Origin of the sequence: Paraburkholderia sp. SOS3 (assembly GCF_001922345.1) — a bacterium.
In the GTDB taxonomy this organism is placed as follows: domain Bacteria; phylum Pseudomonadota; class Gammaproteobacteria; order Burkholderiales; family Burkholderiaceae; genus Paraburkholderia.
The window spans coordinates 909,110-931,659 of the sequence record NZ_CP018811.1 but is presented as its reverse complement, the minus strand read 5'-3'; the positions used below and the strand labels follow the sequence as shown (position 1 = coordinate 931,659).

22 protein-coding genes and 1 tRNA gene are annotated in these 22,550 nt (G+C 62.4%); 11 read left to right on the top strand and 12 right to left on the bottom strand.

Annotated elements, in window-relative coordinates:
• Positions 1 to 32: 32 nt before the first annotated feature.
• Positions 33 to 117: transfer RNA gene (locus BTO02_RS04230), tRNA-Leu, on the top strand.
• 75 nt (positions 118 to 192) lie between these two features.
• Here BTO02_RS04230 and BTO02_RS04225 read toward each other — a convergent pair.
• Positions 193 to 1,557, bottom strand: coding sequence for an amino acid permease (locus BTO02_RS04225; RefSeq protein ID WP_232243435.1), 1,365 nt, complete (start codon positions 1,555 to 1,557; stop codon positions 193 to 195).
• Between the two features lie 251 nt (positions 1,558 to 1,808).
• Here BTO02_RS04225 and BTO02_RS04220 point away from each other — a divergent pair, with 251 nt between their 5' ends.
• The 3 genes from BTO02_RS04220 to BTO02_RS04210 all read left to right on the top strand — a co-directional run bounded on the left by BTO02_RS04220 (position 1,809) and on the right by BTO02_RS04210 (position 3,851).
• A complete protein-coding gene (locus tag BTO02_RS04220) occupies positions 1,809 to 2,603 on the top strand; it encodes an alpha/beta fold hydrolase (protein ID WP_075155971.1) in 795 nt (264 codons plus the stop codon).
• Between the two features lie 159 nt (positions 2,604 to 2,762).
• Entirely contained in the window at positions 2,763 to 3,485 is a 723-nt protein-coding gene (locus tag BTO02_RS04215) for a pseudouridine synthase (RefSeq protein ID WP_075158581.1), read from the top strand.
• A gap of 177 nt (positions 3,486 to 3,662) precedes the next feature.
• Positions 3,663 to 3,851 (top strand): hypothetical protein, encoded by a 189-nt coding sequence (locus BTO02_RS04210; RefSeq protein WP_075155970.1) that lies wholly within the window; start codon positions 3,663 to 3,665, stop codon positions 3,849 to 3,851.
• On the opposite strand, the gene BTO02_RS04205 is transcribed toward BTO02_RS04210, so the two are convergent.
• Positions 3,843 to 4,889 (bottom strand): NAD-dependent epimerase/dehydratase family protein, encoded by a 1,047-nt coding sequence (locus tag BTO02_RS04205; protein WP_075158580.1) that lies wholly within the window; start codon positions 4,887 to 4,889, stop codon positions 3,843 to 3,845. The genes BTO02_RS04210 and BTO02_RS04205 overlap by 9 nt on opposite strands.
• A 195-nt stretch (positions 4,890 to 5,084) precedes the next feature.
• Here BTO02_RS04205 and BTO02_RS04200 point away from each other — a divergent pair, with 195 nt between their 5' ends.
• From BTO02_RS04200 to BTO02_RS04190, 3 genes are all read left to right on the top strand, one after another.
• Entirely contained in the window at positions 5,085 to 6,116 is a 1,032-nt protein-coding gene (locus BTO02_RS04200) for a CDP-6-deoxy-delta-3,4-glucoseen reductase (RefSeq protein ID WP_075155969.1), read from the top strand.
• 302 nt (positions 6,117 to 6,418) lie between these two features.
• The gene (locus BTO02_RS04195) at positions 6,419 to 7,603 is read left to right on the top strand and encodes an acetylornithine transaminase (protein ID WP_075155968.1); all 1,185 of its coding nucleotides are present in this window, start codon (positions 6,419 to 6,421) and stop codon (positions 7,601 to 7,603) included.
• 19 nt (positions 7,604 to 7,622) lie between these two features.
• Entirely contained in the window at positions 7,623 to 8,132 is a 510-nt protein-coding gene (locus BTO02_RS04190; RefSeq protein WP_075155967.1) for a GNAT family acetyltransferase, read from the top strand.
• A 157-nt stretch (positions 8,133 to 8,289) separates the two neighbouring features.
• On the opposite strand, the gene BTO02_RS04185 is transcribed toward BTO02_RS04190, so the two are convergent.
• From BTO02_RS04185 to BTO02_RS04155, 7 genes are all read right to left on the bottom strand, one after another.
• Positions 8,290 to 9,006 (bottom strand): ABC transporter ATP-binding protein, encoded by a 717-nt coding sequence (locus BTO02_RS04185; RefSeq protein WP_075155966.1) that lies wholly within the window; start codon positions 9,004 to 9,006, stop codon positions 8,290 to 8,292.
• Positions 9,006 to 9,782: an ABC transporter ATP-binding protein gene (locus BTO02_RS04180; protein WP_075155965.1), complete on the bottom strand. Its 777-nt coding sequence runs from the start codon at positions 9,780 to 9,782 to the stop codon at positions 9,006 to 9,008. The genes BTO02_RS04185 and BTO02_RS04180 overlap by 1 nt, the downstream gene beginning before the upstream one ends.
• Positions 9,783 to 9,798: 16 nt before the next feature.
• Positions 9,799 to 10,968 carry an ABC transporter permease subunit gene (locus tag BTO02_RS04175; RefSeq protein WP_075155964.1) on the bottom strand — a complete coding sequence of 390 codons (1,170 nt, stop codon included), beginning with the start codon at positions 10,966 to 10,968 and terminating at the stop codon, positions 9,799 to 9,801.
• A gap of 36 nt (positions 10,969 to 11,004) precedes the next feature.
• The gene (locus BTO02_RS04170) at positions 11,005 to 11,955 is read right to left on the bottom strand and encodes a branched-chain amino acid ABC transporter permease (protein ID WP_075155963.1); all 951 of its coding nucleotides are present in this window, start codon (positions 11,953 to 11,955) and stop codon (positions 11,005 to 11,007) included.
• 224 nt (positions 11,956 to 12,179) lie between these two features.
• The gene (locus BTO02_RS04165) at positions 12,180 to 13,418 is read right to left on the bottom strand and encodes a branched-chain amino acid ABC transporter substrate-binding protein (RefSeq protein ID WP_075158579.1); all 1,239 of its coding nucleotides are present in this window, start codon (positions 13,416 to 13,418) and stop codon (positions 12,180 to 12,182) included.
• Between the two features lie 566 nt (positions 13,419 to 13,984).
• Positions 13,985 to 14,944 carry a 4-hydroxy-3-methylbut-2-enyl diphosphate reductase gene (gene ispH, locus BTO02_RS04160; RefSeq protein WP_075155962.1) on the bottom strand — a complete coding sequence of 320 codons (960 nt, stop codon included), beginning with the start codon at positions 14,942 to 14,944 and terminating at the stop codon, positions 13,985 to 13,987.
• Between the two features lie 2 nt (positions 14,945 to 14,946).
• On the bottom strand, positions 14,947 to 15,402 hold the full coding sequence (locus tag BTO02_RS04155) for an FKBP-type peptidyl-prolyl cis-trans isomerase (protein WP_075155961.1): 456 nt from the start codon (positions 15,400 to 15,402) through the stop codon (positions 14,947 to 14,949).
• A 269-nt stretch (positions 15,403 to 15,671) separates the two neighbouring features.
• On the opposite strand from BTO02_RS04155, the gene radC reads away from it, so the two are divergent.
• From radC to nadB, 4 genes are all read left to right on the top strand, one after another.
• On the top strand, positions 15,672 to 16,505 hold the full coding sequence (gene radC, locus BTO02_RS04150) for a RadC family protein (RefSeq protein ID WP_083614970.1): 834 nt from the start codon (positions 15,672 to 15,674) through the stop codon (positions 16,503 to 16,505).
• A 317-nt stretch (positions 16,506 to 16,822) separates the two neighbouring features.
• Positions 16,823 to 17,056: a 50S ribosomal protein L28 gene (rpmB, locus tag BTO02_RS04145; protein WP_075155960.1), complete on the top strand. Its 234-nt coding sequence runs from the start codon at positions 16,823 to 16,825 to the stop codon at positions 17,054 to 17,056.
• 11 nt (positions 17,057 to 17,067) lie between these two features.
• Complete coding sequence (gene rpmG, locus BTO02_RS04140) at positions 17,068 to 17,235, top strand: 50S ribosomal protein L33 (protein WP_075155959.1); 168 nt, start codon at positions 17,068 to 17,070, stop codon at positions 17,233 to 17,235.
• A 232-nt stretch (positions 17,236 to 17,467) separates the two neighbouring features.
• Positions 17,468 to 19,075 carry an L-aspartate oxidase gene (gene nadB, locus BTO02_RS04135; protein WP_269668022.1) on the top strand — a complete coding sequence of 536 codons (1,608 nt, stop codon included), beginning with the start codon at positions 17,468 to 17,470 and terminating at the stop codon, positions 19,073 to 19,075.
• Between the two features lie 73 nt (positions 19,076 to 19,148).
• Here nadB and nadC read toward each other — a convergent pair whose 3' ends face one another.
• The 3 genes from nadC to BTO02_RS04120 all read right to left on the bottom strand — a co-directional run bounded on the left by nadC (position 19,149) and on the right by BTO02_RS04120 (position 22,538).
• Complete coding sequence (gene nadC / locus BTO02_RS04130; protein ID WP_075155958.1) at positions 19,149 to 20,066, bottom strand: carboxylating nicotinate-nucleotide diphosphorylase; 918 nt, start codon at positions 20,064 to 20,066, stop codon at positions 19,149 to 19,151.
• Positions 20,066 to 21,202 (bottom strand): quinolinate synthase NadA, encoded by a 1,137-nt coding sequence (gene nadA / locus BTO02_RS04125; protein ID WP_075158576.1) that lies wholly within the window; start codon positions 21,200 to 21,202, stop codon positions 20,066 to 20,068. Before nadA ends, nadC begins: the two co-directional genes overlap by 1 nt.
• A 139-nt stretch (positions 21,203 to 21,341) precedes the next feature.
• Positions 21,342 to 22,538: a DesA family fatty acid desaturase gene (locus BTO02_RS04120; protein WP_075155957.1), complete on the bottom strand. Its 1,197-nt coding sequence runs from the start codon at positions 22,536 to 22,538 to the stop codon at positions 21,342 to 21,344.
• Between the last annotated feature and the right edge of the window lie 12 nt (positions 22,539 to 22,550).

Genomic DNA, 22,550 nt, shown 5'->3' with positions numbered 1-22,550 from the left:
CTATTCGAAACATGCTTTGCGCCGCACGGCCTGCCCAGGTGGTGAAACAGGTAGACGCAGGGGACTCAAAATCCCCCGCCGCAAGGCGTGCCGGTTCGAGTCCGGCCCTGGGCACCAGTCATCCGACTTCTCTTCTCCGCTCCCCGCCGCTCCCCGTCACGCCCCCGCTGCACCGGCTTCGCGCCTCAACAATCAAACCGCTACCGGCGCACGCCGCTCCTTGATCCGATAACCCACCCACATCACAAGAAGCCAGATCGGCACAAGCACTACCGACACGTTCAAACCAGGCGTCATCGCAAGAATGACGATCACCATCGCCATGAACGCGAGGCAAATCCAGTTGCTGAACGGAAACCACAACGACCTGAACACAAGCGTCTGCCCTTCTTCGAGCATCGCCTTCCGCGTTTTCAGATGCGTGAGACTGATCAACGCCCAGTTGAGCACGAGTGCGGCGACCACGAGCGCCATCAACACATCGAGCGCCTTCGCCGGAATCAGATAGTTGACGATCACGCACGAGAACGCGGCAGCAGCCGAGACGCCGATCGCCCTGTACGGCACGCCGCGTGCATTGACCTTGAGCAGCGCCTGCGGCGCATTGCCCTGCTCCGCCAGCCCATAGAGCATGCGACTGTTCGCGTACACACAACTGTTGTAAACCGAAAGCGCCGCGGTCAACACAACGACGTTAAGCGCATTTGCGGTCACGCTCGAGCCAATCTGCGAAAAGATCATCACGAACGGACTGCCGCCGGCGGCGACCTGGCTCCACGGATACAGCGAAAGCAGCACGGCAAGCGAGCAGATATAAAAAATCAGAATGCGATGGATCACCTGGTTGACGGCCTTCGGGATGCTCTTTTGCGGTTCCGCCGCTTCCGCTGCCGTGATACCGATCAGTTCGAGTCCGCCGAACGAAAACATGATGACGGCAAGCGTCATGAAGAGTCCGTGAAAACCGTGCGGGAAGAAGCCGCCGTCGCGCCACAGATTCGTCACCGATGCCTGCGGACCGCCTTCGCCGCTGATCAGCAGATAGCCGCCGAACACGATCATGCCGATCACCGCGGCCACTTTAACGATCGCGAACCAGAACTCGGTTTCGCCATAGGCCTTCACATTGGCGAGATTGATCGCATTGACTACGACGAAGCACACGAGCGCGGACAGCCACGCGGGCACGTCGGGCCACCAGAAATGCACGTAATGGCCGACTGCGGTCAGTTCCGCCATGCTCACGAGCACATACAGCACCCAGTAATTCCAGCCCGACAGAAAGCCCGGAAAATCGCCCCAATACTTGTATGCAAAATGGCTGAACGAGCCAGCCACCGGTTCCTGCGCGACCATCTCGCCGAGCTGCCGCATGATCAGAAACGCGATGAATCCGCCGATCGCATAGCCGAGAATCATCGACGGCCCGGCTGCCTGCAACACGCTCGACGAGCCGAGAAAAAGCCCCGTGCCGATTGCGCCGCCCAGCGCGATCAGCTGGATATGGCGGTTTTTCAGACCGCGTTTCAGACCGTCGTGATGAGGTGAACTATGCAAGATGCCTCGCTCCATGGTGTGGAATCGGATTCCGGCCGAACTTGTGATTCGCCCGAAAAAAAGGCGCCATTGTATCGTTCGTGCGGTTTCCTACATGTTAGGTCGCGCGTCGTGCGCGGTCGGTGCATGGACGGCAATGCGCTTCGTCGCCTGCCGCGTGACCAACCGCACCGTCTGCGACGCATTAGCGGTTGCTACGCATTCTCGGGTTAGGTATGTTGCCGTAATCCCGGCTCGGAAAAGGATGCAACATGTCGACAAAACGTCTGCTTTGTGCCGTTTTTCTGTGCCTGTCGACGGCCGCCGCGATCGTGCAGAACGTCCATGCACAAACCGCGTCGTCGGCTGACGGGCCGGTGCGTAATATCGTGCTCGTGCACGGGGCGTTCGTCGACGGCTCGAGCTGGAACGGCGTGATCGCGCGCCTGCAGAAGAAGGGCTACCACGTCAGCGCCGTGCAGAATCCGCTAACGTCGCTCGCCGACGATGTCGCCGCCACCGAGCGCGTGCTCGCGCAACAGGACGGCCCGACCGTGCTGGTCGGCCATTCGTGGGGCGGCGAGGTCATCACGGAAGCAGGCGCGGACGACCCGAAAGTGGTCGGCCTCGTCTACGTCTCGGCGATTGCGCCCGACATCGGCGAATCGCCGATGGACATCCTGAAACGCGGGCCGAAAATGCCGGCCAGCGACAACATCATTCGCGACGCGAACGGCTTTCTGTGGCTCGATCGGGACGAGTATCGCGCGAGCATCGCAGCGGACGTGCCGCCCAATCTCACGCGTGTCCTCGCCACGGCGCAGCAGCCGATCGCGTCCGCTGCGTTCGAAGAGAAAGTCGACAAGGCCGCCTGGAAAACGCGGCCATCGTGGTACATCGTCACGACAAAGGACCGCGCGGTGTCGTCCGATATTCAGCGCTCGATGGCGAAACGCATCGGTGCGAAGATCGTCGAGATTCCATCAAGCCATCTCGTCACGGTCGCGCACGCCGGCGCGACCGCGGATGCAATCGACAAAGCTGCGCGCGAATTCAGCAAGCAGTAGCAGCGGCGCGGTCGCGGTCTGACTACGCGGCCGAACGCGAGACAACCTGCAATCGCAGATTCAGCAAGCGGGCCTCTGCGCCGTGCATGGGTAAAATGCACGCTTTCGTCGCGCAACGTGCGCGCCGGTGCGGTCCCGCACACCGTCCATCACCGCGTCATGAATCTCGAAAGCATTCTTTTCTCGCAGGGCTTCGGCTCGCGCCGGCAATGTCGCGCGCTGATCGCGGACGGCCGCGTCTCGATCGCAGAGGCCGTGCTGACCGATCCCGACGCGGACCTCGATGTCGCCGGTCTCACGTTCACCGTCGACGACATCGCGTGGCCTTATCGCGAGTTCGCCTACCTGGTTCTCAACAAGCCGGCCGGCTATGAGTGTTCGCGCGAGCCGCAACATCATCTGAGTGTGTTCAGTCTGTTGCCGCCGCAGTTCGCGGTGCGCGGCGTGCAAAGCGTCGGCCGCCTCGATCAGGACACCACCGGTTTGCTGCTGCTCTCGGACGACGGCAAGTTCGTCCACGCGTTCACCTCGCCGAAGCGAAAGGTGCCGAAGGTCTACATCGCCACGACGCGCCATCCGCTCGACGACCCGCAACTCGACGCATTGCGCAGCGGTGTGTTGCTGCATGGCGAGACACAACCGGTCGCCGCGGTGGCGGCACATGCGCGCGACACGTACACGCTCGAACTGACCGTGCTCGAGGGCAAATACCATCAGGTCAAGCGCATGGTGGCGGCGGCGGGCAATCGTGTCGAAGCGTTGCATCGCGAACGCGTCGGTGGCTTTGCATTGCCTGCGGATTTGCCTGAGGGTGCGTGGCAATGGCTCGACGACACCGAACTCGCCGCGCTGCGCAGTAACCGAAGCGGCAGCGGCAACTGAAGCGGCAACTGAGGCGGAACCGAAGCGACCGCCGCGCGAACCGCACGCGCGCGTCTACGTTGGACTCCGTACGAAACCGCCGCGAAACACCGCGGCAGCGCTGCGACGCAGCATGCCGTTGCCTGCCTCGCCTTCTATACTTGATTTCACAAAGAGTAGAAAGACGAGGGAGGCGCCATGATCCACTACGGCAATTTCGCGATTTCCTACGTGATGATGGGTTTCGTTTGTCTCGCCGCACTGACGTTGATCGGCGTTGTCGTCGCGATGCATGTCAGGCACAAATACGACCCGAATCTCGTCGGTGCGCTGATCGGCGGCCTCTTGTGTTTTCTGCTGCTCGAGGCGTTGCCGGGACTAATCTGATTGCTCGTGCATCGAGCGCAGAAAACCGTCGACATCGGGATAGCGCAGGCGCACCTTCAACTCGCGCTTGAGCCGCTCGTTCGCAAGACGTCGCGACTCACGCATGAACGACAACATCATCGGCTCGAGCTGCTGCTCCGCTTCGGCACGCGACACGCGCGGCGCGCGAGGCAGTCGGTACGCGTCCGCGACGCGGTCGAAGTATTCGCCCATCTTTAGCGTGCTGTCGTCAGACGCGTGAACGACGCGCGAGGGCCGGCCGTGCGTCGCCATCCGCAGCAGGATCGCGGCAAGATCGTCCGCGTGGATGTGATTCGTGTAGACGTCGTCGGCATCGGCAAGCGCAGGCGTGTGCCGTTCGAGCCGCGCGAGCGGCAAACGGTTCGCCGCGTAGATGCCCGGGATTCGGGCGATGCATGCGCTGACGGCGCCGCGTGCCGCCGCGCGACGCAACTGCCGCTCCGCCGAGACGCGCCGCTTCGCGCGTGCGTTCTCCGGCGCCACCGCGCGCGTCTCGTCGATCAGCGCGCCGCCGCAATCGCCATACACCCCGCTCGTGCTCGCGTAGACGATGCGCGGCAGCACGCGCGGGCGGCGGGCTCGCCGCGGTCCGTCGGGTACAATATGCGTTTGGGCTGTTGCGTATGGCGTCCACGCGGCGCGCAAGCGCCGTTGTCTGCCGACAGGCGTAGGCGACACATGCGTCGCGCGCGTGGTCCGTATGCGTCGCGCGGCAAGCGTGGCGAGCAGCGCGCGCGTGCGCGCGTCGTCGTCGCCGGTTTTCGGCGGCGGCGCGAGATGCAACACGGTCGGCGCAAGACCGGCAATGCGTGCGAGGCTGCGGCGCAGGTCGAGATCGCCAACGAGCGGAATCGCGCCGGCCGCACGCAGCTCGGCACAACGACTGGCATGGCTCGTCAGCGCGAAGACGCGCGTGGAGTGCCGCAGTTGCCGCAATTGCTGTACGCAGCGCGTTCCGACATCGCCGCATCCGACGATCAGCACGCGCGGTCTGCGCAAGGTTCGTGTCGCATTCATCGTGCACGCATTGTAGCGGTCAATGGCTGCTTGCATCGGCGCACGACGCAGGCCCGGCGCGGCGGCGCGAGCGATACGCGGCCGTGTGAGGGGCGTCGCGGCTCGCGGCGATCCGGCTGGTTGGCGATCTCGCCGTTCGCGGCCCGCGCGATGAAAGCTCTCACGAATTACTGACTTTTCGAGTTCGATTGATCTATGGCTTTTAACGTAACGATCCGGCAAAGCGGCCGGCAGTTTCAGGTGGAACCGGATGAACCGGTGCTGACCGCCGCGCTGCGCCAGGGCATCGGCCTGCCGTACGGTTGCAAGAACGGTGCGTGCGGCTCGTGCAAAGGCACGGTCCTCTCCGGTCAGGTCGAACAGCGCCCGCATTCTTCGTCAGCGCTGTCCAACGATGAAAAAACCCGTGGCATGGCGCTGTTCTGCTGCGCGACGGCGACCTCGGACCTCGAGGTCGACGTGCGCGAGATCAGCGGTGTCGGCGACATGCAGGTGAAGAAGCTGCCGTGCCGCATCAACTCGATCGAGCGCAAAGCCGACGACGTCGTCGTGCTGAAACTGCAGTTGCCGGCCAACGAGCGTCTGCAATATCTGGCCGGGCAGTACCTCGAATTCATCCTGAAGGACGGCAAGCGCCGCAGCTATTCGATGGCCACGCCGCCGCACAACGAAGGACCGATCGAGCTGCATATCCGCCATATGCCCGGCGGCACGTTCACCGATCACGTCTTCGGCGCGATGAAGGAACGCGACATCCTGCGCTTCGAAGCGCCGCTCGGCACATTCTTCCTGCGCGAGGATTCGGCGAAGCCGATCGTTCTGCTCGCGTCGGGAACGGGCTTTGCGCCGATCAAGGCGATCATCGAGCATGCGGTGTTCAAGAATCTGCAGCGGCCAATGACGCTCTACTGGGGCGCGCGCCGCAAGAAAGACATCTACATGCTCGAGCTCGCCGAGCAATGGGCGAAGGAGATTCCGAACTTCAGGTTCGTGCCGGTACTGTCCGAGCCGGACGCGACCGACGCGTGGACGGGCCGCACCGGCTTCGTTCATCGTGCGGTCATCGAAGATCTGCCAGACTTGTCCGGCTATCAGGTGTACGCCTGCGGCGCACCGGTGATGGTCGAATCGGCGCAGCGCGATTTCACGCAGCATCATCGCCTGCCCGAAGAGGAGTTCTACGCGGATTCGTTCACGAGCGCGGCCGATCTCGCGCACCCGGTCTGATCGGCTGTCTCACAGCCAACTTCCGCAAATTTATGGTTTACAGCGCCGCCGGCCTTGTCGTATTCTTGCGCGCATGAACCGCATCCAGTCCGAACTCCGACGTCGCCGCTCGCCGCTCCCTTAGGGGCGCGTGGCTTCGTTATGAATTCGCGTCGGTGCATCACACGTCACTCGCGATTCGGATCATGAAAGCCACGGCATGCCGTGGCTTTTTTGTTTGGCGTGTGGCTTTTTTTGTTTGCATATTGCATTCCCTTACCGCTCTCTTGCGTTCTTCTTTCCCTGCTGCCCGGAGTGTCGCCATGAATTTCAATGAGTACCCGATCGAGTCGCTGATGTACATCACGAACCGGCCCGAAGTCGTCTTTACGCACGGCAAGGGTTCATGGCTCTACGACAATACCGGCAAGCGCTACCTCGATTTCATTCAGGGTTGGGCCGTCAACAGCCTCGGGCACTGCAACGAAGGCATGATCGAAGCGCTCGACAAGCAGGCGCGTCTGCTGATCAACCCGTCGCCCGCGTTCTACAACGAACCGATGGCGCAGCTCGCGGGGCTGCTCACGCAGCACAGCTGCTTCGACAAGGTGTTCTTCGCCAATAGCGGCGCCGAAGCGAACGAAGGCGCGATCAAGCTCGCGCGCAAGTGGGGCAAGAAACACAAGAACGGCGCGTACGAGATCATCACGTTCGATCACAGCTTTCATGGCCGCACGCTCGCGACGATGTCGGCAAGCGGCAAGGCCGGCTGGGACACGATCTACGCGCCGCAAGTGCCGGGCTTCCCGAAGGCCGATCTGAACGATATCGCCTCGGTCGAAAAGCTGATCAACGAGAAGACGGTCGGCGTGATGCTCGAGCCGATTCAGGGCGAAGGCGGCGTGATTCCGGCAACGCGCGAGTTCATGCAGCAACTGCGCGCGCTGACGAAAAAGCACGACGTGCTGCTGATCGTCGACGAAGTGCAAAGCGGCTGCGGCCGTGCAGGCACGCTCTTCGCCTATGAGCTGTCGGGCATCGAGCCCGATGTGATGACGCTCGGCAAGGGCATCGGCGGCGGCGTGCCGCTCGCCGCGCTGCTCACGAAAAACGAATTCGAAGTGTTCGAGGCCGGCGATCAGGGCGGCACGTACAACGGCAATCCGCTGATGACGGCGGTCGGCTATTCGGTCATCTCGCAACTGTGCGCGCCGGGCTTCCTCGAAGGCGTTCGCGAACGCGGCAACTATCTGCGCGCGCAACTACTCGATCTTTCGAAAGAACGCGGCTTCGAAGGCGAACGCGGCGAAGGCCTGCTGCGGGCGCTGCTGCTCGGCAAGGACATCGGCACCCAGATCGTCGAAAAAGCGCGCCTCATGCAGCCGGATGGACTGCTGCTGAACGCCGCGCGGCCGAACCTGCTGCGCTTCATGCCGGCGCTCAACGTCACGAACGACGAAATCGACCAGATGATGAAGATGCTGCGTACCGTGCTCGATTCGCTTTGACCAATAACAGAGTGTGCCTATGACTACGCCTGCGACGTCGAACCCGAACGGAATCTCGATCCGCTGTTTCGCCGAGAGCGACACCGAACAGGTGATCGCATTGTGGCGCGACGCGTTCCCCGAATACCGCGATCCGACGCGCCCGCAGCGCAATCCACAGCTGTCGATCGCGAACAAGCTCACAACGCAGCCCGAACTGTTCTTCGTCGCGATAGACGATGAACGTGTGGTCGGCACCGTGATGGCTGGCTATGACGGGCACCGTGGATGGATGTATTCGCTCGCGGTGGACAGCGCGCGGCGCCGGCGCGGCATCGGCACACAGCTCGTGCGGTACGCCGAAGCGGCGCTCGCGGCGCGCGGCTGCCCGAAAGTGAATCTGCAGGTGTTGAGCGCGAAGGGCGAGATCCGCGCGTTCTACGAGCGGCTCGGTTACCGGATGGATGACGTAGTCAGTCTCGGCAAGCGGCTTGGCGAACTGTCCGATCTCGCTTCGAGCGACCGCGCCGGGTCGCCGCAACCTGCATGACTCGCCATGCGCGCGTGACAAAGCGCAAATAGAACGGATCGAATAGCCAAAAACAAAACAAAGGGCTGCGTGCATCGCCTGCACACAGCCCTCTTTCTATTCGCACTGGCGCCCGGCTACCTGAAGCCGGGCAAAGCAGTGCCATCGGCTTACCCGATCACTCGCCCAAATACGCCGCACGCACCTTGGGATCGTCGAGCATCTGCTTCGCGTCGCCCGACATCGTGACCGTGCCCGAGTCCATCACATAGCCGCGATTCGCAGCCTGCAACGCGAGACGTGCATTCTGTTCGACGAGCAGCACCGTCAAGCCTTCCTTCGAAATCTCGCGCACCACTTCGAAGATCTTCTCGACCATGATCGGCGAGAGCCCCATCGACGGCTCGTCGAGCAACAGCAGCTTCGGCTTGCTGATGATCGCACGCGCCATCGCGAGCATCTGCTGCTCGCCGCCCGACAGCGTGCCGGCCAGCTGCGTCGCGCGTTCCTTCAGGCGCGGAAAGAAGCCGAACATGCGGTCGACGTCCTTCTTGATGCCGTCGTTATCCTTGCGCAGATAGGCGCCCATCTGCATGTTCTCGAGGATCGACATGCGCGCGAAGATGCCGCGGCCTTCCGGCACCATCGCGAGGCCGCGCTTCAACAGCTCGTGCGCGGGCAGGCCCTTGATCGACTGGCCCATATACTCGATATCGCCGGCCGAGTACGGCTTGAGACCCGTGATCGCCTTCATCGTCGTCGTCTTGCCCGCGCCGTTCGCGCCGATCAGCGTGACGAGCTCGCCCTGCGCGACTTCCATGTCGACACCCTTGACCGCCTGGATGCCGCCGTAGTTGACCTGCAGGCCCTTGATTTTCAACATCGCCGTAGCCATCAGTGGACCCCCGCGCCGAGATATGCCTCGATCACCTTCGGGTCCTTCTGCACGTCTTGCGGCAGACCCTCGGCGATCACCTTGCCGTAATCGAGCACTGTCATGCGGTTGCACAGGCCCATCACCAGTTTCACGTCGTGTTCGATCAGCAGGATCGTCTTGCCGTCGCTGCGGATCTTGTCGAGCAGCTTCGTCAGTTCGACCTTTTCGGTCGCGTTCATGCCGGCCGCCGGCTCGTCGAGCGCGAGCAGCTTCGGATCGGTCGCGAGCGCGCGCGCGATTTCGAGGCGCCGCTGGTGGCCATACGACAGATTGCGCGACGTGTAGTCCGCGTATTGCAGCACGCCGACATATTCGAGCAGTTCGAGCGCGCGCTCCTTGATCTCGCGCTCTTCCTGGCGCTCGGACGGCGTCTGGAACACCGCGCCGAACAGGCCGTGCTTCGTGCGCACGTGACGGCCGACCATCACGTTCTCGAGCGCGGTCATGCCGCCGAACAGGCGGATGTTCTGGAACGTACGCGCGATGCCCGCTTTCGCCACCTGATACACCGCCGTCGGCGTGTAGTTTTCGCCGTCGAGCTTGAATTCGCCGGAATCCGGCGTGTAGAGGCCCGTAATCACGTTGAAGAACGTGGTCTTGCCGGCGCCGTTCGGGCCGATCAGTCCGTAGATCGAACCTTCCTCGATCTGCAGGCCGACGTCGGACAGCGCCTGCAGGCCGCCGAAGCGTTTGTTCACGCCCTTCACGGACAGTCGAATGTTTTTATCGCTCATGTGTTTCTCCCCGGCCTTATGCGCGCACCGGCTTCTTGCCGTTGCGTTTGGCCAGCTTCGCAATCTTGTCCTCGTGCTTCGGCGACGGCCACAGGCCTTCCGAGCGGTACAGCATGATGAGCACCATCGCGAGACCGTACAGCAGCTGACGGATCACTTCGGTATCGACGATTTCATGGCCGAACAGAAAATGCTGCAGCGGGCCCATCGTCGAGCGCAGGAATTCGGGGAACACCGCGAGCAGCACTGCACCGAGAATGACGCCCGGAATGTGGCCCATGCCGCCCAGCACCACACAGGCGAGCACCACGACCGATTCCCAGAACGTGAACGACTCCGGCGACACGAAGCCCTGGAAGCCCGCGAACATCGCGCCCGACAGGCCGCCGAACGACGCGCCCATCGCGAACGCGAGCAGCTTCACGTTGCGCGTGTTGATGCCCATCGCCTTCGCGGCGATCTCGTCTTCGCGGATCGCGGCCCACGCGCGGCCGATACGCGAGTGCTGCAGACGCGTACAGGTCCAGATCACGAGCAGCGAGCACAGCACGAACAGGTAGTAATACATGTACACCGACGGGAACGTGAACCCGAACAGCGTATGCGTTTGCGACAGGTTGAAGCCGGCGACGTGCACCGGGTCGATGCCGGTGATGCCCTTCGGCCCGTTCGTGATGTTCACGGGACGGTCGAGGTTGTTCATGAAGATCCGCACGATTTCACCGAAGCCCAACGTGACGATCGCGAGGTAGTCGCCGCGCAGCCGCAGCGTCGGCGAACCGAGCAGCACGCCGAACAGCGCCGCGAGCGCCATCGCGAGCGGCACGACGATCCAGATCGGCGCGTGCAGGCCGTTCGGGAACAGCGCGGCGATCCACGCGAACTGGGACGTGAGGTGCGGCGACGTGAGCAGCGCCGCGGTGTACGCGCCGATCGCGTAGAACGCGATGTAGCCCAGATCGAGCAGGCCGGCGAAGCCGACCACCACATTGAGGCCGAGCGCGAGCATCACGTACAGCATCGCGAAGTCGAGCACGCGCACCCAGTAGTTGCCGCCGGCGGCGCCGATGATCATCGGCGCGGCGATCACGAACACCGCCGTGATGATGCCCACCACCAGCGTCTTCGTAATGTTCTTCTCGGGGATGAGCGTCGTGGACGGCTCGATCGGTTGAATTGAGGTCATGGTTATCTACTCCTGTTGGCCCGATATCGCCCGAGGTCAGGCACGATCCGCAACACGTTCGCCGAGCAGGCCCGACGGACGGAACACCAGCACGACGATCAGCACGACGAACGCAAACACGTCCTGGTAGTTACTGCCGAAGACGCCGCCGGTCAGGTTGCCGATATAGCCGGCGCCGAGCTGTTCGATCAGGCCGAGCAGCACACCGCCGACCATCGCGCCGCCGAGGTTGCCGATACCGCCGAGCACCGCCGCCGTGAACGCTTTCAGGCCCGGAATGAAGCCCATATAGAAGTGCGCGTTGCCGTACTCGGACGCGATCATCACGCCGGCCAGCGCGGCAAGCGCGGAACCGATCATGAAGGTCGCGGAAATGACGAAGTTCGGATTCACGCCCATCAGCGATGCATTGGCCGGGTTCTCGGCGATCGCGCGCATCGCGCGGCCGAGCTTCGTCTTGTGCACGAGCAGCAGCAGGCCGGCCATCACAACGAACGCCACGACGATGATGACGATTTCGGTCATCGAGATCACGGCGCCGGGATTCGTGTCGGTCGCCTTGATCACGTTGATCGGGTCGGTCGGCAGCAACTGCGGGAAAGCGAGCGGATTGCGGCCCCAGATGATCATGGCGATCGTCTGCAGCAGGATCGACACGCCGATGGCGGTGATCAGCGGCGCGAGACGCGGCGCGCGGCGCAACGGCCGGTAGGCGACGCGCTCGATCGTGTAGCCGACCACCGCGCACACGCAGGCGGCGATGATCAGCGCAATACAAAGCGTCGGCACGTTGCCGAGGCCCGGGAAGTGATTCTGCAACACGCCGATCGCCGACAAGGCGACCATCGCGCCGATCATCAACACATCGCCGTGCGCGAAGTTGATGATGCCCAGAATGCCGTACACCATCGTATAGCCCAGTGCGATGATGGCGTAGACGCTACCAAGCACCAGTCCGTTGATGATCTGCTGGATGAAAATATCCATTTAATGCTCCTTGGCCCGTGCGACTGGATTCACGTTCACGACCGGCCGGGTTGGCGGTCGTGCATTACGGAATCGCAACGGCACTGCGGTACTGATATAAAAGACCGGTAAGGGTTATTCGTATCGAACATGCGCGCGGCTGGGTCGCAACCACGCCCGCGTTCGATGCGGATGCAAAAACGGCACCGATGGATGGTTCGGTGCCGCCACGCTTTATTCCGTCATTACATCTTCACGACGTCGAGAACGGTTTTCTTGCCGTCCTTGAAGTCGTAAAGCGTAATGGCGCCTTCTTTCAGATCACCCTTGTCGTCGAATGCGATGTGACCGATTACCCCGTTGTAATCGGTGGACGGCATCGCAGCCAGCACCTTGGGCGCGTCGATCGAATTGGCGCGCTTCATTGCGTCGACGATCACGTATACGGCGTCGTACGTGAACGGTGCGTAAATCTGCACCGGCGTGTGAAAGCGCGCGTCGTACTTCTTCTCGAAGTCCGCGCCACGCTCCATTTTCGAAAGCGCCAGTCCTGCTTCCGAACATACGAGGTTCTGCACGGCTTGACCCGCCAGTTCCTCTACCTTGTCGGTGCACACGCCGTCGCCGCCAAGGATTTTTGCCCTGATGCCGAGCGCCGCCGCCTGTTTGGTGAACGGTCCGCCCGTTGCGTCCATGCCGCCGTACATGATCACGTCCGGCTGAACGCTTTTGATTCTCGTGAGAATGGCCCGGAAGTCGGTTGCCCGGTCATTCGTCGCCTCGCGCGCAACGATCGTCGCGCCGCTCGCCTGCACGGTCTTCGCGAATTCGTCGGCGAGACCCTTGCCATACGCGGTCGCATCGTCGACCACCGCGATCCGCTTCGCGTTGAGCGCCTTCGTTGCATAGTTCGCGAGCGCGGGACCCTGCTGTGCGTCGGTGGCAACCACGCGGTAGGTGGTCTTGAACCCCTGCTGCGTATAGGCGGGATTCGTCGACGACGGCGAAATCTGCACGATGCCCGCATCGCTATAGATTTTCGACGCCGGAATCGACACGCCCGAATTCAGATGCCCGATCACGGCGACCACGTGATCGTCGACGAGCCGCTGCGCGACCTGGGTGCCGGTTTTAGGATCGCCTGCATCGTCTTGCGCATCGAGTTCGAGCTGGATCTTGCGGCCGTCGATCGTGAGACCCTGCGCATTGATTTCCTCAACCGCGAGCCGCGCTCCGTTTTCGTTGTCCTTGCCCAGATGCGCAATAGGGCCGGTCAGCGGCGCCGCGTGGCCGATTTTCACGATAGTCGCCGAATTCGAGTCGCCGTTTGCTCCGCTCGCGCCCGCCGGCACTGCCGACGCAGCCGCGGCCGTCGCTGCTGCCGATGCCGCCGTGCTCGCTTCACCGTCGTTCTTCTTGCTGCACCCGGCCGACATCACGACCGCGGCCGCGATAGACACGGCGAAAGCAAACTTGAAATGCATCAAATAGGTCTCCTGCGCCTTGCTAAATCCAATGTTCCGAAGCGCCTGAAGCCTTAAGAACGCGCGCATTGTAACTCCAATTATGGGATGGGCAATATTCTTGAATGCGCAGGGTTTTCCTGCATTGCAACCGGATTTTGAGATCCGTAGCGCGCATTTGGCGCAACCGGGTTGCAATGCATTTTCACTCCGCAGTTGCACCATTTGAGACAACACGGTGTGTTGCTTGCGAGCCTTGTGGCGAAAGGACAGAACCGATTTTTCGAATGACGCTGCTCGCGCTCCGCGCACAGAAATCGGGCCATGCCACAAGCACCAATTCGGTGCGAAATCGGACAGCATTGACCCCTCTTCGATCGATTAAATAGGGGAACGATTGGTGGTTTGTGATCAAATTACGCCGCAAACTTGGCAAAAACTGTGCGCACAGACACACCTGAAATAGCTTTCGGGTGTGATGTGGAACTTATTTATCGAATGTGGGGGTTAAAAAAAGCGCGTCGTCGACGCCGTCGAGACGCGCTTTTTCGACGCGACCGGACCCGGTCGCTCCGATCGCCTTGACCTCAGGCTGGTAGACCGAGTCCGCGCGGTAACGGGAACGCGATGTTCTCCTCGATACCGTCGAGCGCGCGTACGTTGCGCACGCCCATCTCGCGCAGGCGGCTGATCACGGCCTGCGCCAGCGCTTCGGGCGCCGAGGCGCCCGCCGTGACGCCGATGCGTTTCTTCTCCACGACCCAGTTCGGGTCGATCTGGTCCGGCGAATCGACCATATACGCGGGCACGCCGAGCTTCTCCGCGAGTTCGCGCAAGCGGTTCGAATTCGAACTGTTCGGGCTGCCGACCACGATGACGACGTCGCACTGCGGCGCCATGAATTTCACGGCGTCCTGACGGTTCTGCGTCGCGTAACAGATGTCCTGCTTCTTCGGCTCGCGGATCTGCGGATATTTGGCCTTCAATGCCGCGATGATTTCCGCGGCATCGTCGACCGACAGCGTGGTCTGCGTGACATACGCGATACGGTCGGGGTCGGCGAGTTCGAGCGCCTGCACATCCTCGATATCTTCGACGAGGTACATGCCCTGCTCGGTCTGACCCATCGTGCCCTCGACTTCGGGGTGCCCTTTATGGCCGATCATCACGATGTCGAACCCTTCCGCGCGCATCTTCGCCACTTCGATATGCACCTTCGTGACAAGCGGACAGGTAGCGTCGTAGACGCGCAACCCGCGCGACTCCGCTTCGGTGCGCACCGCCTTCGACACGCCGTGCGCGCTGAAGATGACCGTGCTGCCCGACGGCACTTCGTCGAGCTGTTCGATGAAGATCGCCCCCTTTTTGCGCAGGTCCTCGACCACATACGCGTTATGGACGATTTCATGGCGCACGTAGATCGGCGAGCCATACAGTTTGATCGCGCGCTCGACGATCTCGATCGCGCGGTCGACGCCGGCACAGAAGCCGCGTGGCTGCGCCAGCAGGATTTCCGTTTCGGCGAGAGTCGTGTCCATGATGCTCATGTTTACAGGATTCCGATGATTTTCACTTCAAACGCCAGCGCCTGGCCGGCGAGCGGGTGATTGAAATCGAACAGGGCCGAGGTTTCGCCGACCTCTTTCAGCACGCCCGCGTAGCGGCCGCCACCGGGCGCATTGAATTCGACGAGATCGCCGGGAGAAAAATCCTCACCGATCATGCTGTTTTCGCGCAGCGTGGCAAGCGACACGCGCTGGATCAGATCCGGATTGCGCGGACCGAAGGCCTGCTCGGGCGTTAGCCGAAAGGTCGAATGGTGGCCGACCTTCAATCCCAGCAGAATATCTTCCAGCGGCGGCGCCAGTTGGCCTGCCCCCAAAAGCAGCGTGGCCGGCTTGTCGGCGAAGGTGTTGACGATCTCGGCGCCCTCGGCAAGCGAAAGCCGGTAATGAAGCGTGACGTGCGAACCCGGTTTCACTTCGGAGATGTCGATGATGCTCATGCAGTACTCGTTCGGTCGGAAGGCGCCGGGCGCCGCAGCGCCAAGCGGCCGTCAGCAAGGCGGCCCTCGGCAGTGCGCGTGCGCCGCGGTGCATCCGGCGCGCCCTGCGGCTGCGCGTGTAGCGCGGCGCCGGGGTGTCTTACGCGAGCGCGCCCCATGTCGGGGCACCTCGCGCAAAGGATCTATTGTAAGCCACATATCCGTGACCGGTTCGGACCGCTCACCTGCGGCGAGAAGCCGCGTAACACTTCGCCGGGGAGGCTGCTGAAATGAACGACGGTATCTGCATCGCGCGCGAACACGCGGCGCCGGGCTTTTTGCCGGTGTCGCAAGATTCTGCGCTGCCCGACCCTGCGTTGGCTGAGTCCGCCTCGGCAGCCCCGGCGTCGGTCGACCGCGTGGCCCTGCCTGCGAAACAGGCCACAGGCCGCCGGCGGCGCTCGTCGCCGAAGGACGACTTGCCGCGCGAGCGGCTGCTCAAGCAGGGACCGAGCGTGTTGTCGAACGCGGATCTGATCGCGGTCATGCTTTGCACCGGCCAGACGGGCCACAACGTGTTCGAGATGGCGCGCACGCTGGTGGGGCGCTTCGGTTCGATGCGGGCCATCCTCACGGCAACCGAAGACGACTTCGAAGGCCTGCACGGCATTGGCCGCGCCAAGATCGCGCAGTTGCTCGCCGTCATCGAAATGGTCCGGCGCGCGCTCCTCGAGGAACTCGAAACCCGCTCGCTGCTCGACTCGCCACAGGCCGTCGACGACTATTTGCGTCTGACGATCGGCGGTCAGCCGCACGAAGTGTTCTACTGCCTCTATCTCGACGCGCGGCACCGGCTGATCCGGGCGGAAGAGCTTACGCGCGGTTCGCTCACGCAGATGGCCGTCTACCCGCGCGAAATCGTGCGGCGCGCGCTGCTGCTGAACGCGGCGGGCCTGATCGTCGCGCACAATCATCCATCGGGCGCGGCGAAGCCGAGCGCCGCCGACAGGCAACTCACACGAATGCTGCGCGACGCGCTCGCGCTCGTCGACGTGCGATTGCTCGATCATGTCGTGGTCGGTGCGAAAGACGTATACTCCTTCGCCCGCAATGGCCTGCTTTGACTCCTGCCTTGACTGCCGCTTTGAACTTATTCGGCGACCACTTCGCGCGATTCCCGGCTGGCAAAAAGTTTGATTTTGCGGGTTTTTTTCTGCTAGAATCGCGGTTTGCCTCTTTCCAACCTGTAACCCTGTTCGAAGCGCCTTCCAAGGTCTTCCGGAATGGACGGGAATCAACGGCAGAATCGCATGGCGGCGCGGAACTTCACAGCGTGTTGTTTCTGGCAGCGCAGTCAGAGCGAACAGTCGCCCCGGCGCCTCATTCCAGAAGCTTATACGGCGTTCGGGCTCAGAATTTAAAGCGTATTAGGAGTGCTCTCATGGCACGCGTATGCCAAGTAACTGGGAAAGCGCCGATGAGCGGCAACAACGTTTCCCACGCGAACAACAAGACCAAGCGTCGTTTTCTTCCGAATCTGCAAAGCCGCCGTTTCTGGGTTGAAAGCGAGAATCGTTGGGTGCGCCTGCGCGTTTCGACCGCCGGCCTGCGCCTGATCGACAAGAACGGTATCGACGCTGTGCTCGCCGACCTGCGCGCACGCGGCGAAGCGTAAGGAGCTAAATCATGGCCAAAGGCGCACGCGACAAGATCAAGCTGGAATCCACCGCCGGCACGGGTCACTTCTATACGACCACGAAGAACAAGCGCAACATGCCCGAAAAGATGGAGATCAAGAAGTTCGATCCCGTCATACGCAAGCATGTCGCGTACAAGGAAACCAAGATCAAGTAAGTCTTGTTCCTTCAAAAAATGCCCCGCCCAGTGCGGGGCATTTTTATTTTTGCGGGTCGATTCACCGCTATCGGCGCCGTCCGCCGACTCTTGCCGACTCTTGCCTACGCTTGCTGGTTTTCCCCATCGGCCGTTCGGCCAGCTTTCCCTCGGGGTCAGTGGCGCGTATGCTCTTTGATTTCCTACGGCCAAGCGGCATACCCATCGCCGCGCCAGCAAAAACATGATGGAGATGCAGCAGATGAATTTCGATGTAGCGATTGTCGGAAGCGGTCTTGCCGGATTGAGCGTCGCGCTGAACCTCGCGCAGTCGCGGCGGGTGGCGGTCATCGCCAAACGGTCGCTGACCGATGGCGCGAGCGACTGGGCGCAAGGCGGCATCGCAGCAGTGCTCGATTCCGCCGACAGCGTCGAAAACCATGTGCGCGACACGCTGGTTGCGGGCGGTGGGCTATGCGACGAAGCGGCTACGCGCTTTATCGTCGAGCATGGCCGCGAAGCGATCGAATGGCTGATTGCACAAGGTGTGCCGTTCACCAAAGACGACGCGGCCGAGCTCGGCTTTCACCTCACGCGCGAAGGCGGCCACAGTCATCGGCGCATTATTCATGCAGCGGACGCAACCGGCCACGCGGTCGTTGCGACGCTCACCGAACGGGTTCGCGCGCATCCGAACATCACGCTGCTCGAAGACCACCATGCGATCGATCTGATCACGTCAGATCGCCTTGGTCTACCGGGCCGCCGCTGCCACGGCCTCTACGCGCTCGATCTCAATACGGGCCGCACGGTCACGATCGAAGCGCCGCACACGGTGCTCGCCACGGGCGGCGCGGGCAAGGTGTACCTGTACACGACCAACCCCGACACCGCGACCGGCGATGGCATCGCGATGGCATGGCGCGCGGGCTGCCGCGTTTCGAACATGGAGTTCATCCAGTTCCATCCGACGTGCCTGTTCCACCCATACGCGAAGTCGTTTCTGATTACCGAAGCGGTGCGCGGCGAAGGCGGCCTGCTGAAGCTGCCGGACGGCACGCGTTTCATGCCCGCTCACGACGAGCGCGCCGAACTGGCGCCGCGCGATATCGTCGCGCGGGCGATCGACTTCGAAATCAAGAAACGCGGCATCGATTGCGTGTATCTCGACATCAGTCATCAGCCGGCCGCGTTCCTGCACGAGCACTTCCCGACCATCCTCGCGCGTTGCCTCGAGTTTGGCATCGACATCACGAAGCAGCCCATTCCGGTCGTGCCCGCGGCGCACTACACCTGCGGCGGCGTGGTGACGGATCTCGCGGGCCGCACCGACGTCGCGGGTCTCTATGCGGTCGGCGAAACGTCCTGCACCGGTCTGCACGGCGCAAATCGACTCGCCAGCAACTCGCTGCTCGAGTGCCTCGTGATCGGCCGCTCGGCCGCTGCGGCAATCGAACAGGAAGGCTTTCGCGCAGCCGTCCACGCGCAGTTGCCCGAGTGGGACGAGAGCCGCGTGTCGGACCCGGACGAGGAAGTCGTGGTCGCGCACAACTGGGACGAATTGCGGCGGCTCATGTGGAATTACGTCGGCATCGTGCGCACCGACAAGCGTCTCGCGCGCGCCAAGCATCGGATCTCGTTGTTGCGCGACGAGATCCACGAGTTTTACGCTAACTTCAAGGTCAGTCGCGACCTGCTCGAACTGCGCAACCTCGTCGACGTCGCGTCGCTGATCGTCGAAGGCGCGCGGTCGCGGCGCGAAAGCCGCGGTCTGCACTTCAGCCGCGATTGGCCAGACGCATTGCCCAAAGCACTGCCGTCCGTGCTCACGCCGAAACGCACGTCGAAGCGCACGCTGTAACGCGGCCATCAAAACGAAAGGCCATCGCGCACAGCGTGTACGCGATGGCCTTGTTTGCTTGCCGCGCCGGCGCCTAAATGATCCGCATCGAGTAATCGGTCGCGCGCACGTCCTTCGTCAACGAGCCCACCGAAATACGGTCGACTCCAGTTTCGGCAATCGTGCGAATCGTCTCGAAGTTCACGCCACCCGACACTTCGAGCACCGCGCGCCCCGCCGTCATACGGACCGCGTCACGCATCGCTTCGAACGTGAAATTATCGAGCAGCACGGAGCGGGCACCGTGTGCAAGCGCCGTTTCGAGTTGCTCGAGCGTTTCCACTTCGATCTGGATCGACACTTTCGCGTCCAGGGCAAGCGCGGCCTGCATGGCCGCACCGACGCCGCCGGCCGCTGCGATATGGTTTTCCTTGATCAGAATGCCGTCATACAGCGCAAGCCGCTGGTTCGCACCGCCTCCGACGCGCACCGCGTACTTCTGCGCGAGCCGCAGCCCCGGCAGCGTCTTGCGCGTATCGAGCACCTTCGCCGGCGTATGGCTGATCGCATCGGCGAAACGCCGCGTCGCCGTCGCGACGCCTGACAGCAGTTGCAGGAAGTTCAGCGCGTTGCGCTCGGCAGTCAGCAGCGAGCGCGCCGGGCCGCGCAGCGCGCAGACCGTCGTGTCCGCCGTCATCCGGTCGCCTTCGCGATAGCGCCAGCGCACGTCGATACGCGGATCGACGCGACGCATCACTTCGCCGAACCACATCACGCCGCACAGCACCGCCTCTTCGCGCACGATGATCCGCGCGTCGCGCATTTCGTCGGCGGGCACGAGATATCCGGTCAGGTCGCCGCTGCCGACGTCTTCGGCAAGCGCGTCCGTGACGTTGCGCGCAAGCGCCGCATCGAGCGCATCGCCGTATTGCGCGCGGATTTCCGCGAAGAGCGGCGACACGACATCGCCAAGATAGCCAGGTTGCTCGCCGGCACCCACCATGGCACCCATCAGGCCGCTCCCACGTTCGAAAACAGTGCGCCGTCACGCGCGAGATCGCCGCTTGCCTGCACGCGCTTCTTTTGGCGCGCGGCAAAGTCGAGCATCCGGTCGATCGGAAGCTTTGCGCGCTCGCCGATGGCGGGGTCGACGAAAATCTCGTTGTGGCCGCGTTCGAGCACCTCGGCAAGATTGGCGAGTCCGTTCATTGCCATCCACGGGCAATGCGCGCAGCTCTTGCAAGTCGCGCTGTTGCCGGCGGTCGGCGCTTCGATGAACGTTTTGCCCGGCGCCGCGAGTCGCATCTTGTGCAGAATGCCGAGATCGGTTGCAACGATAAAGTGCGTCGCATCGAGCCGTTGCGCCGCGTCGATCAGTTGCGTCGTCGAGCCGACCACGTCGGCCAGCGCGACCACGCTTTCCGGCGACTCCGGATGAACGAGCACCTTCGCGTGCGGATATTCGGCGCACAGCACCTCGAGTTCGATGCCTTTGAATTCGTCGTGAACAAGGCACGAGCCCTGCCACAGCAACATGTCCGCGCCGGTCTTTTTCTGGATGTAGCCGCCGAGATGCCGGTCCGGCGCCCAGATGATTTTTTCGCCGCGCGCATGCAGATCGGCGACGATCTCGAGCCCGATCGACGACGTGACCATCCAGTCGGCGCGCGCTTTCACCGCGGCGCTCGTGTTCGCATAGACAACCACCGTGCGGTCCGGATGCGCGTCGCAAAACGCCGAAAATTCGTCTGCAGGACAGCCGAGGTCGAGCGAACACGTCGCGTCGAGATCGGGCATCAGAATGCGCTTGCCGGGGCTCAGAATCTTCGCCGTTTCGCCCATAAACCGGACGCCGGCCACCACGAGCGTTTGCGCATCGTTGTCGCGGCCGAAGCGCGCCATTTCAAGCGAATCGGCTACGCAGCCGCCGGTTTCGTCAGCCAGCTCCTGCAGTTCCGCGTCGACGTAGTAATGTGCGACGAGCACGGCTTTTTCGCGCTTGAGCAATGCGCGAATGCGCTCTTTCAGCGCACGTCTTTCCTCGGGCGAGGGCGCCTGTGGCACCTTGGCCCACGCTTCGCCGACGCCGCAGGTCATCCCCTGCGCGAGCGGCCGATCGTACTCGACGGTCCTGATTACCTCATTCATCATTTCCTCAGTCCTGACTGGTGCTGATCAAACGCGGCCACCACGTCATTCTTGTGCATTTCGGGGCCCAGAATGCGAAAAACCCCGCCAACGCGGGGTTCTTCTGTGACGTAGTCAGAGTTTAATGGATTTCGCCCAATCAGGCGTAGCGCCGCAGACGCAGCGCGAATTCCTGCAGCGCCTTGATGCCGCTTTGCTCGGCGCGATGGCACCAGTCCTGCAATTGCGCGAGAAGCTGTTCGCGCGACGCGTTCGAACGCTCCCACATCGCCGCAAGCTCGTTGCGCAGTTCGATATACGTGCGCAGTTTCTGGCTGTTCGCGAAGATTTGCGGCAGCTGGCGCTTCTGCGGCTCGTCGAGCCCCGCCTCTTCCTTGTGGAACCAGTTGCGCGCACCGCGCATCAGCTGATACTTCTCGCGTGCGCCGACTTCCTTCAGATGCGCCAGTTCCTGGCGATACGCGCGCTTGAGCGCCTTGCCGTAGCGCGCCATGACTTCATAGCGGTTTGCGAGCACGGCTTGCAGCGTGTCCTGATCGAGCACGAGCTTGCCGGATCCCAAACGCGGCGTAGGCGCAATCTTCTTGACCGTGGCGAGCCGGCATGCGGACAGGACGCGAATGTACATCCAGCCGATATCGATCTCGAACCACTTGTTCGACAGCTTCGCCGAAGTTGCGTACGTGTGGTGATTGTTATGCAGTTCCTCGCCGCCGATCAGAATGCCCCACGGGAAGATGTTCGTGCTGGCGTCCGCCGAATTGAAGTTGCGATAACCCCAGAAGTGCGCGAGACCGTTGACGACACCCGCCGCCCAGAACGGAATCCAGATCATCTGCACGGCCCATACGGACAGGCCGACCACGCCGAACAGCGCGACGTTGACCACCATCATCAGGCTTACGCCGAGGATCGGATACTTCGTGTAGACGTTGCGCTCCATCCAGTCGTTCGGCGTACCGTGGCCGAACTTGCGCATCGTCTCTTCGTTCTTCGCTTCGGTGCGATAGAGTTCGGCGCCTTCGAGCAGCACCTTCCAGATGCCGCGCGTTTGCGGGCTGTGCGGATCTTCTTCGGTCTCGCACTTCGCGTGATGTTTGCGGTGAATCGCCGCCCACTGGCCCGTCAGCATGCCGGTGGTCATCCACAGCCAGAATCGGAAGAAATGACTGACTGCAGGGTGCAAATCGAGTGCGCGATGCGCCTGGCAACGGTGCAGATAAACCGTCACGCCGATAATCGTGACGTGCGTAACCGCGAGGGTGTAGAGCAGGAGTTGCCACCACGAAAAGCGAAGCAGCCCATGAGCGATGAAATCAAGCAGCGAGTTGAGCAAGGCTATTTACCT

Bases quoted from the DNA above. Each gene is read 5' to 3' on its own strand.
- BTO02_RS04220 (WP_075155971.1), top strand. From the start codon at position 1,809: ATGTCGACAAAACGTCTGCTTTGTGCCGTTTTTCTGTGCCTGTCGACG.
- BTO02_RS04215 (WP_075158581.1), top strand. From the start codon at position 2,763: ATGAATCTCGAAAGCATTCTTTTCTCGCAGGGCTTCGGCTCGCGCCGG.
- BTO02_RS04210 (WP_075155970.1), top strand. From the start codon at position 3,663: ATGATCCACTACGGCAATTTCGCGATTTCCTACGTGATGATGGGTTTC.
- BTO02_RS04205 (WP_075158580.1), bottom strand. From the start codon at position 4,889: ATGAATGCGACACGAACCTTGCGCAGACCGCGCGTGCTGATCGTCGGA.
- BTO02_RS04200 (WP_075155969.1), top strand. From the start codon at position 5,085: ATGGCTTTTAACGTAACGATCCGGCAAAGCGGCCGGCAGTTTCAGGTG.
- BTO02_RS04195 (WP_075155968.1), top strand. From the start codon at position 6,419: ATGAATTTCAATGAGTACCCGATCGAGTCGCTGATGTACATCACGAAC.
- BTO02_RS04190 (WP_075155967.1), top strand. From the start codon at position 7,623: ATGACTACGCCTGCGACGTCGAACCCGAACGGAATCTCGATCCGCTGT.
- BTO02_RS04185 (WP_075155966.1), bottom strand. From the start codon at position 9,006: ATGGCTACGGCGATGTTGAAAATCAAGGGCCTGCAGGTCAACTACGGC.
- BTO02_RS04180 (WP_075155965.1), bottom strand. From the start codon at position 9,782: ATGAGCGATAAAAACATTCGACTGTCCGTGAAGGGCGTGAACAAACGC.
- BTO02_RS04175 (WP_075155964.1), bottom strand. From the start codon at position 10,968: ATGACCTCAATTCAACCGATCGAGCCGTCCACGACGCTCATCCCCGAG.
- BTO02_RS04170 (WP_075155963.1), bottom strand. From the start codon at position 11,955: ATGGATATTTTCATCCAGCAGATCATCAACGGACTGGTGCTTGGTAGC.
- BTO02_RS04165 (WP_075158579.1), bottom strand. From the start codon at position 13,418: ATGCATTTCAAGTTTGCTTTCGCCGTGTCTATCGCGGCCGCGGTCGTG.
- ispH (WP_075155962.1), bottom strand. From the start codon at position 14,944: ATGAGCATCATGGACACGACTCTCGCCGAAACGGAAATCCTGCTGGCG.
- BTO02_RS04155 (WP_075155961.1), bottom strand. From the start codon at position 15,402: ATGAGCATCATCGACATCTCCGAAGTGAAACCGGGTTCGCACGTCACG.
- radC (WP_083614970.1), top strand. From the start codon at position 15,672: ATGAACGACGGTATCTGCATCGCGCGCGAACACGCGGCGCCGGGCTTT.
- rpmB (WP_075155960.1), top strand. From the start codon at position 16,823: ATGGCACGCGTATGCCAAGTAACTGGGAAAGCGCCGATGAGCGGCAAC.
- rpmG (WP_075155959.1), top strand. From the start codon at position 17,068: ATGGCCAAAGGCGCACGCGACAAGATCAAGCTGGAATCCACCGCCGGC.
- nadB (WP_269668022.1), top strand. From the start codon at position 17,468: ATGCAGCAGATGAATTTCGATGTAGCGATTGTCGGAAGCGGTCTTGCC.
- nadC (WP_075155958.1), bottom strand. From the start codon at position 20,066: ATGGGTGCCATGGTGGGTGCCGGCGAGCAACCTGGCTATCTTGGCGAT.
- nadA (WP_075158576.1), bottom strand. From the start codon at position 21,202: ATGAATGAGGTAATCAGGACCGTCGAGTACGATCGGCCGCTCGCGCAG.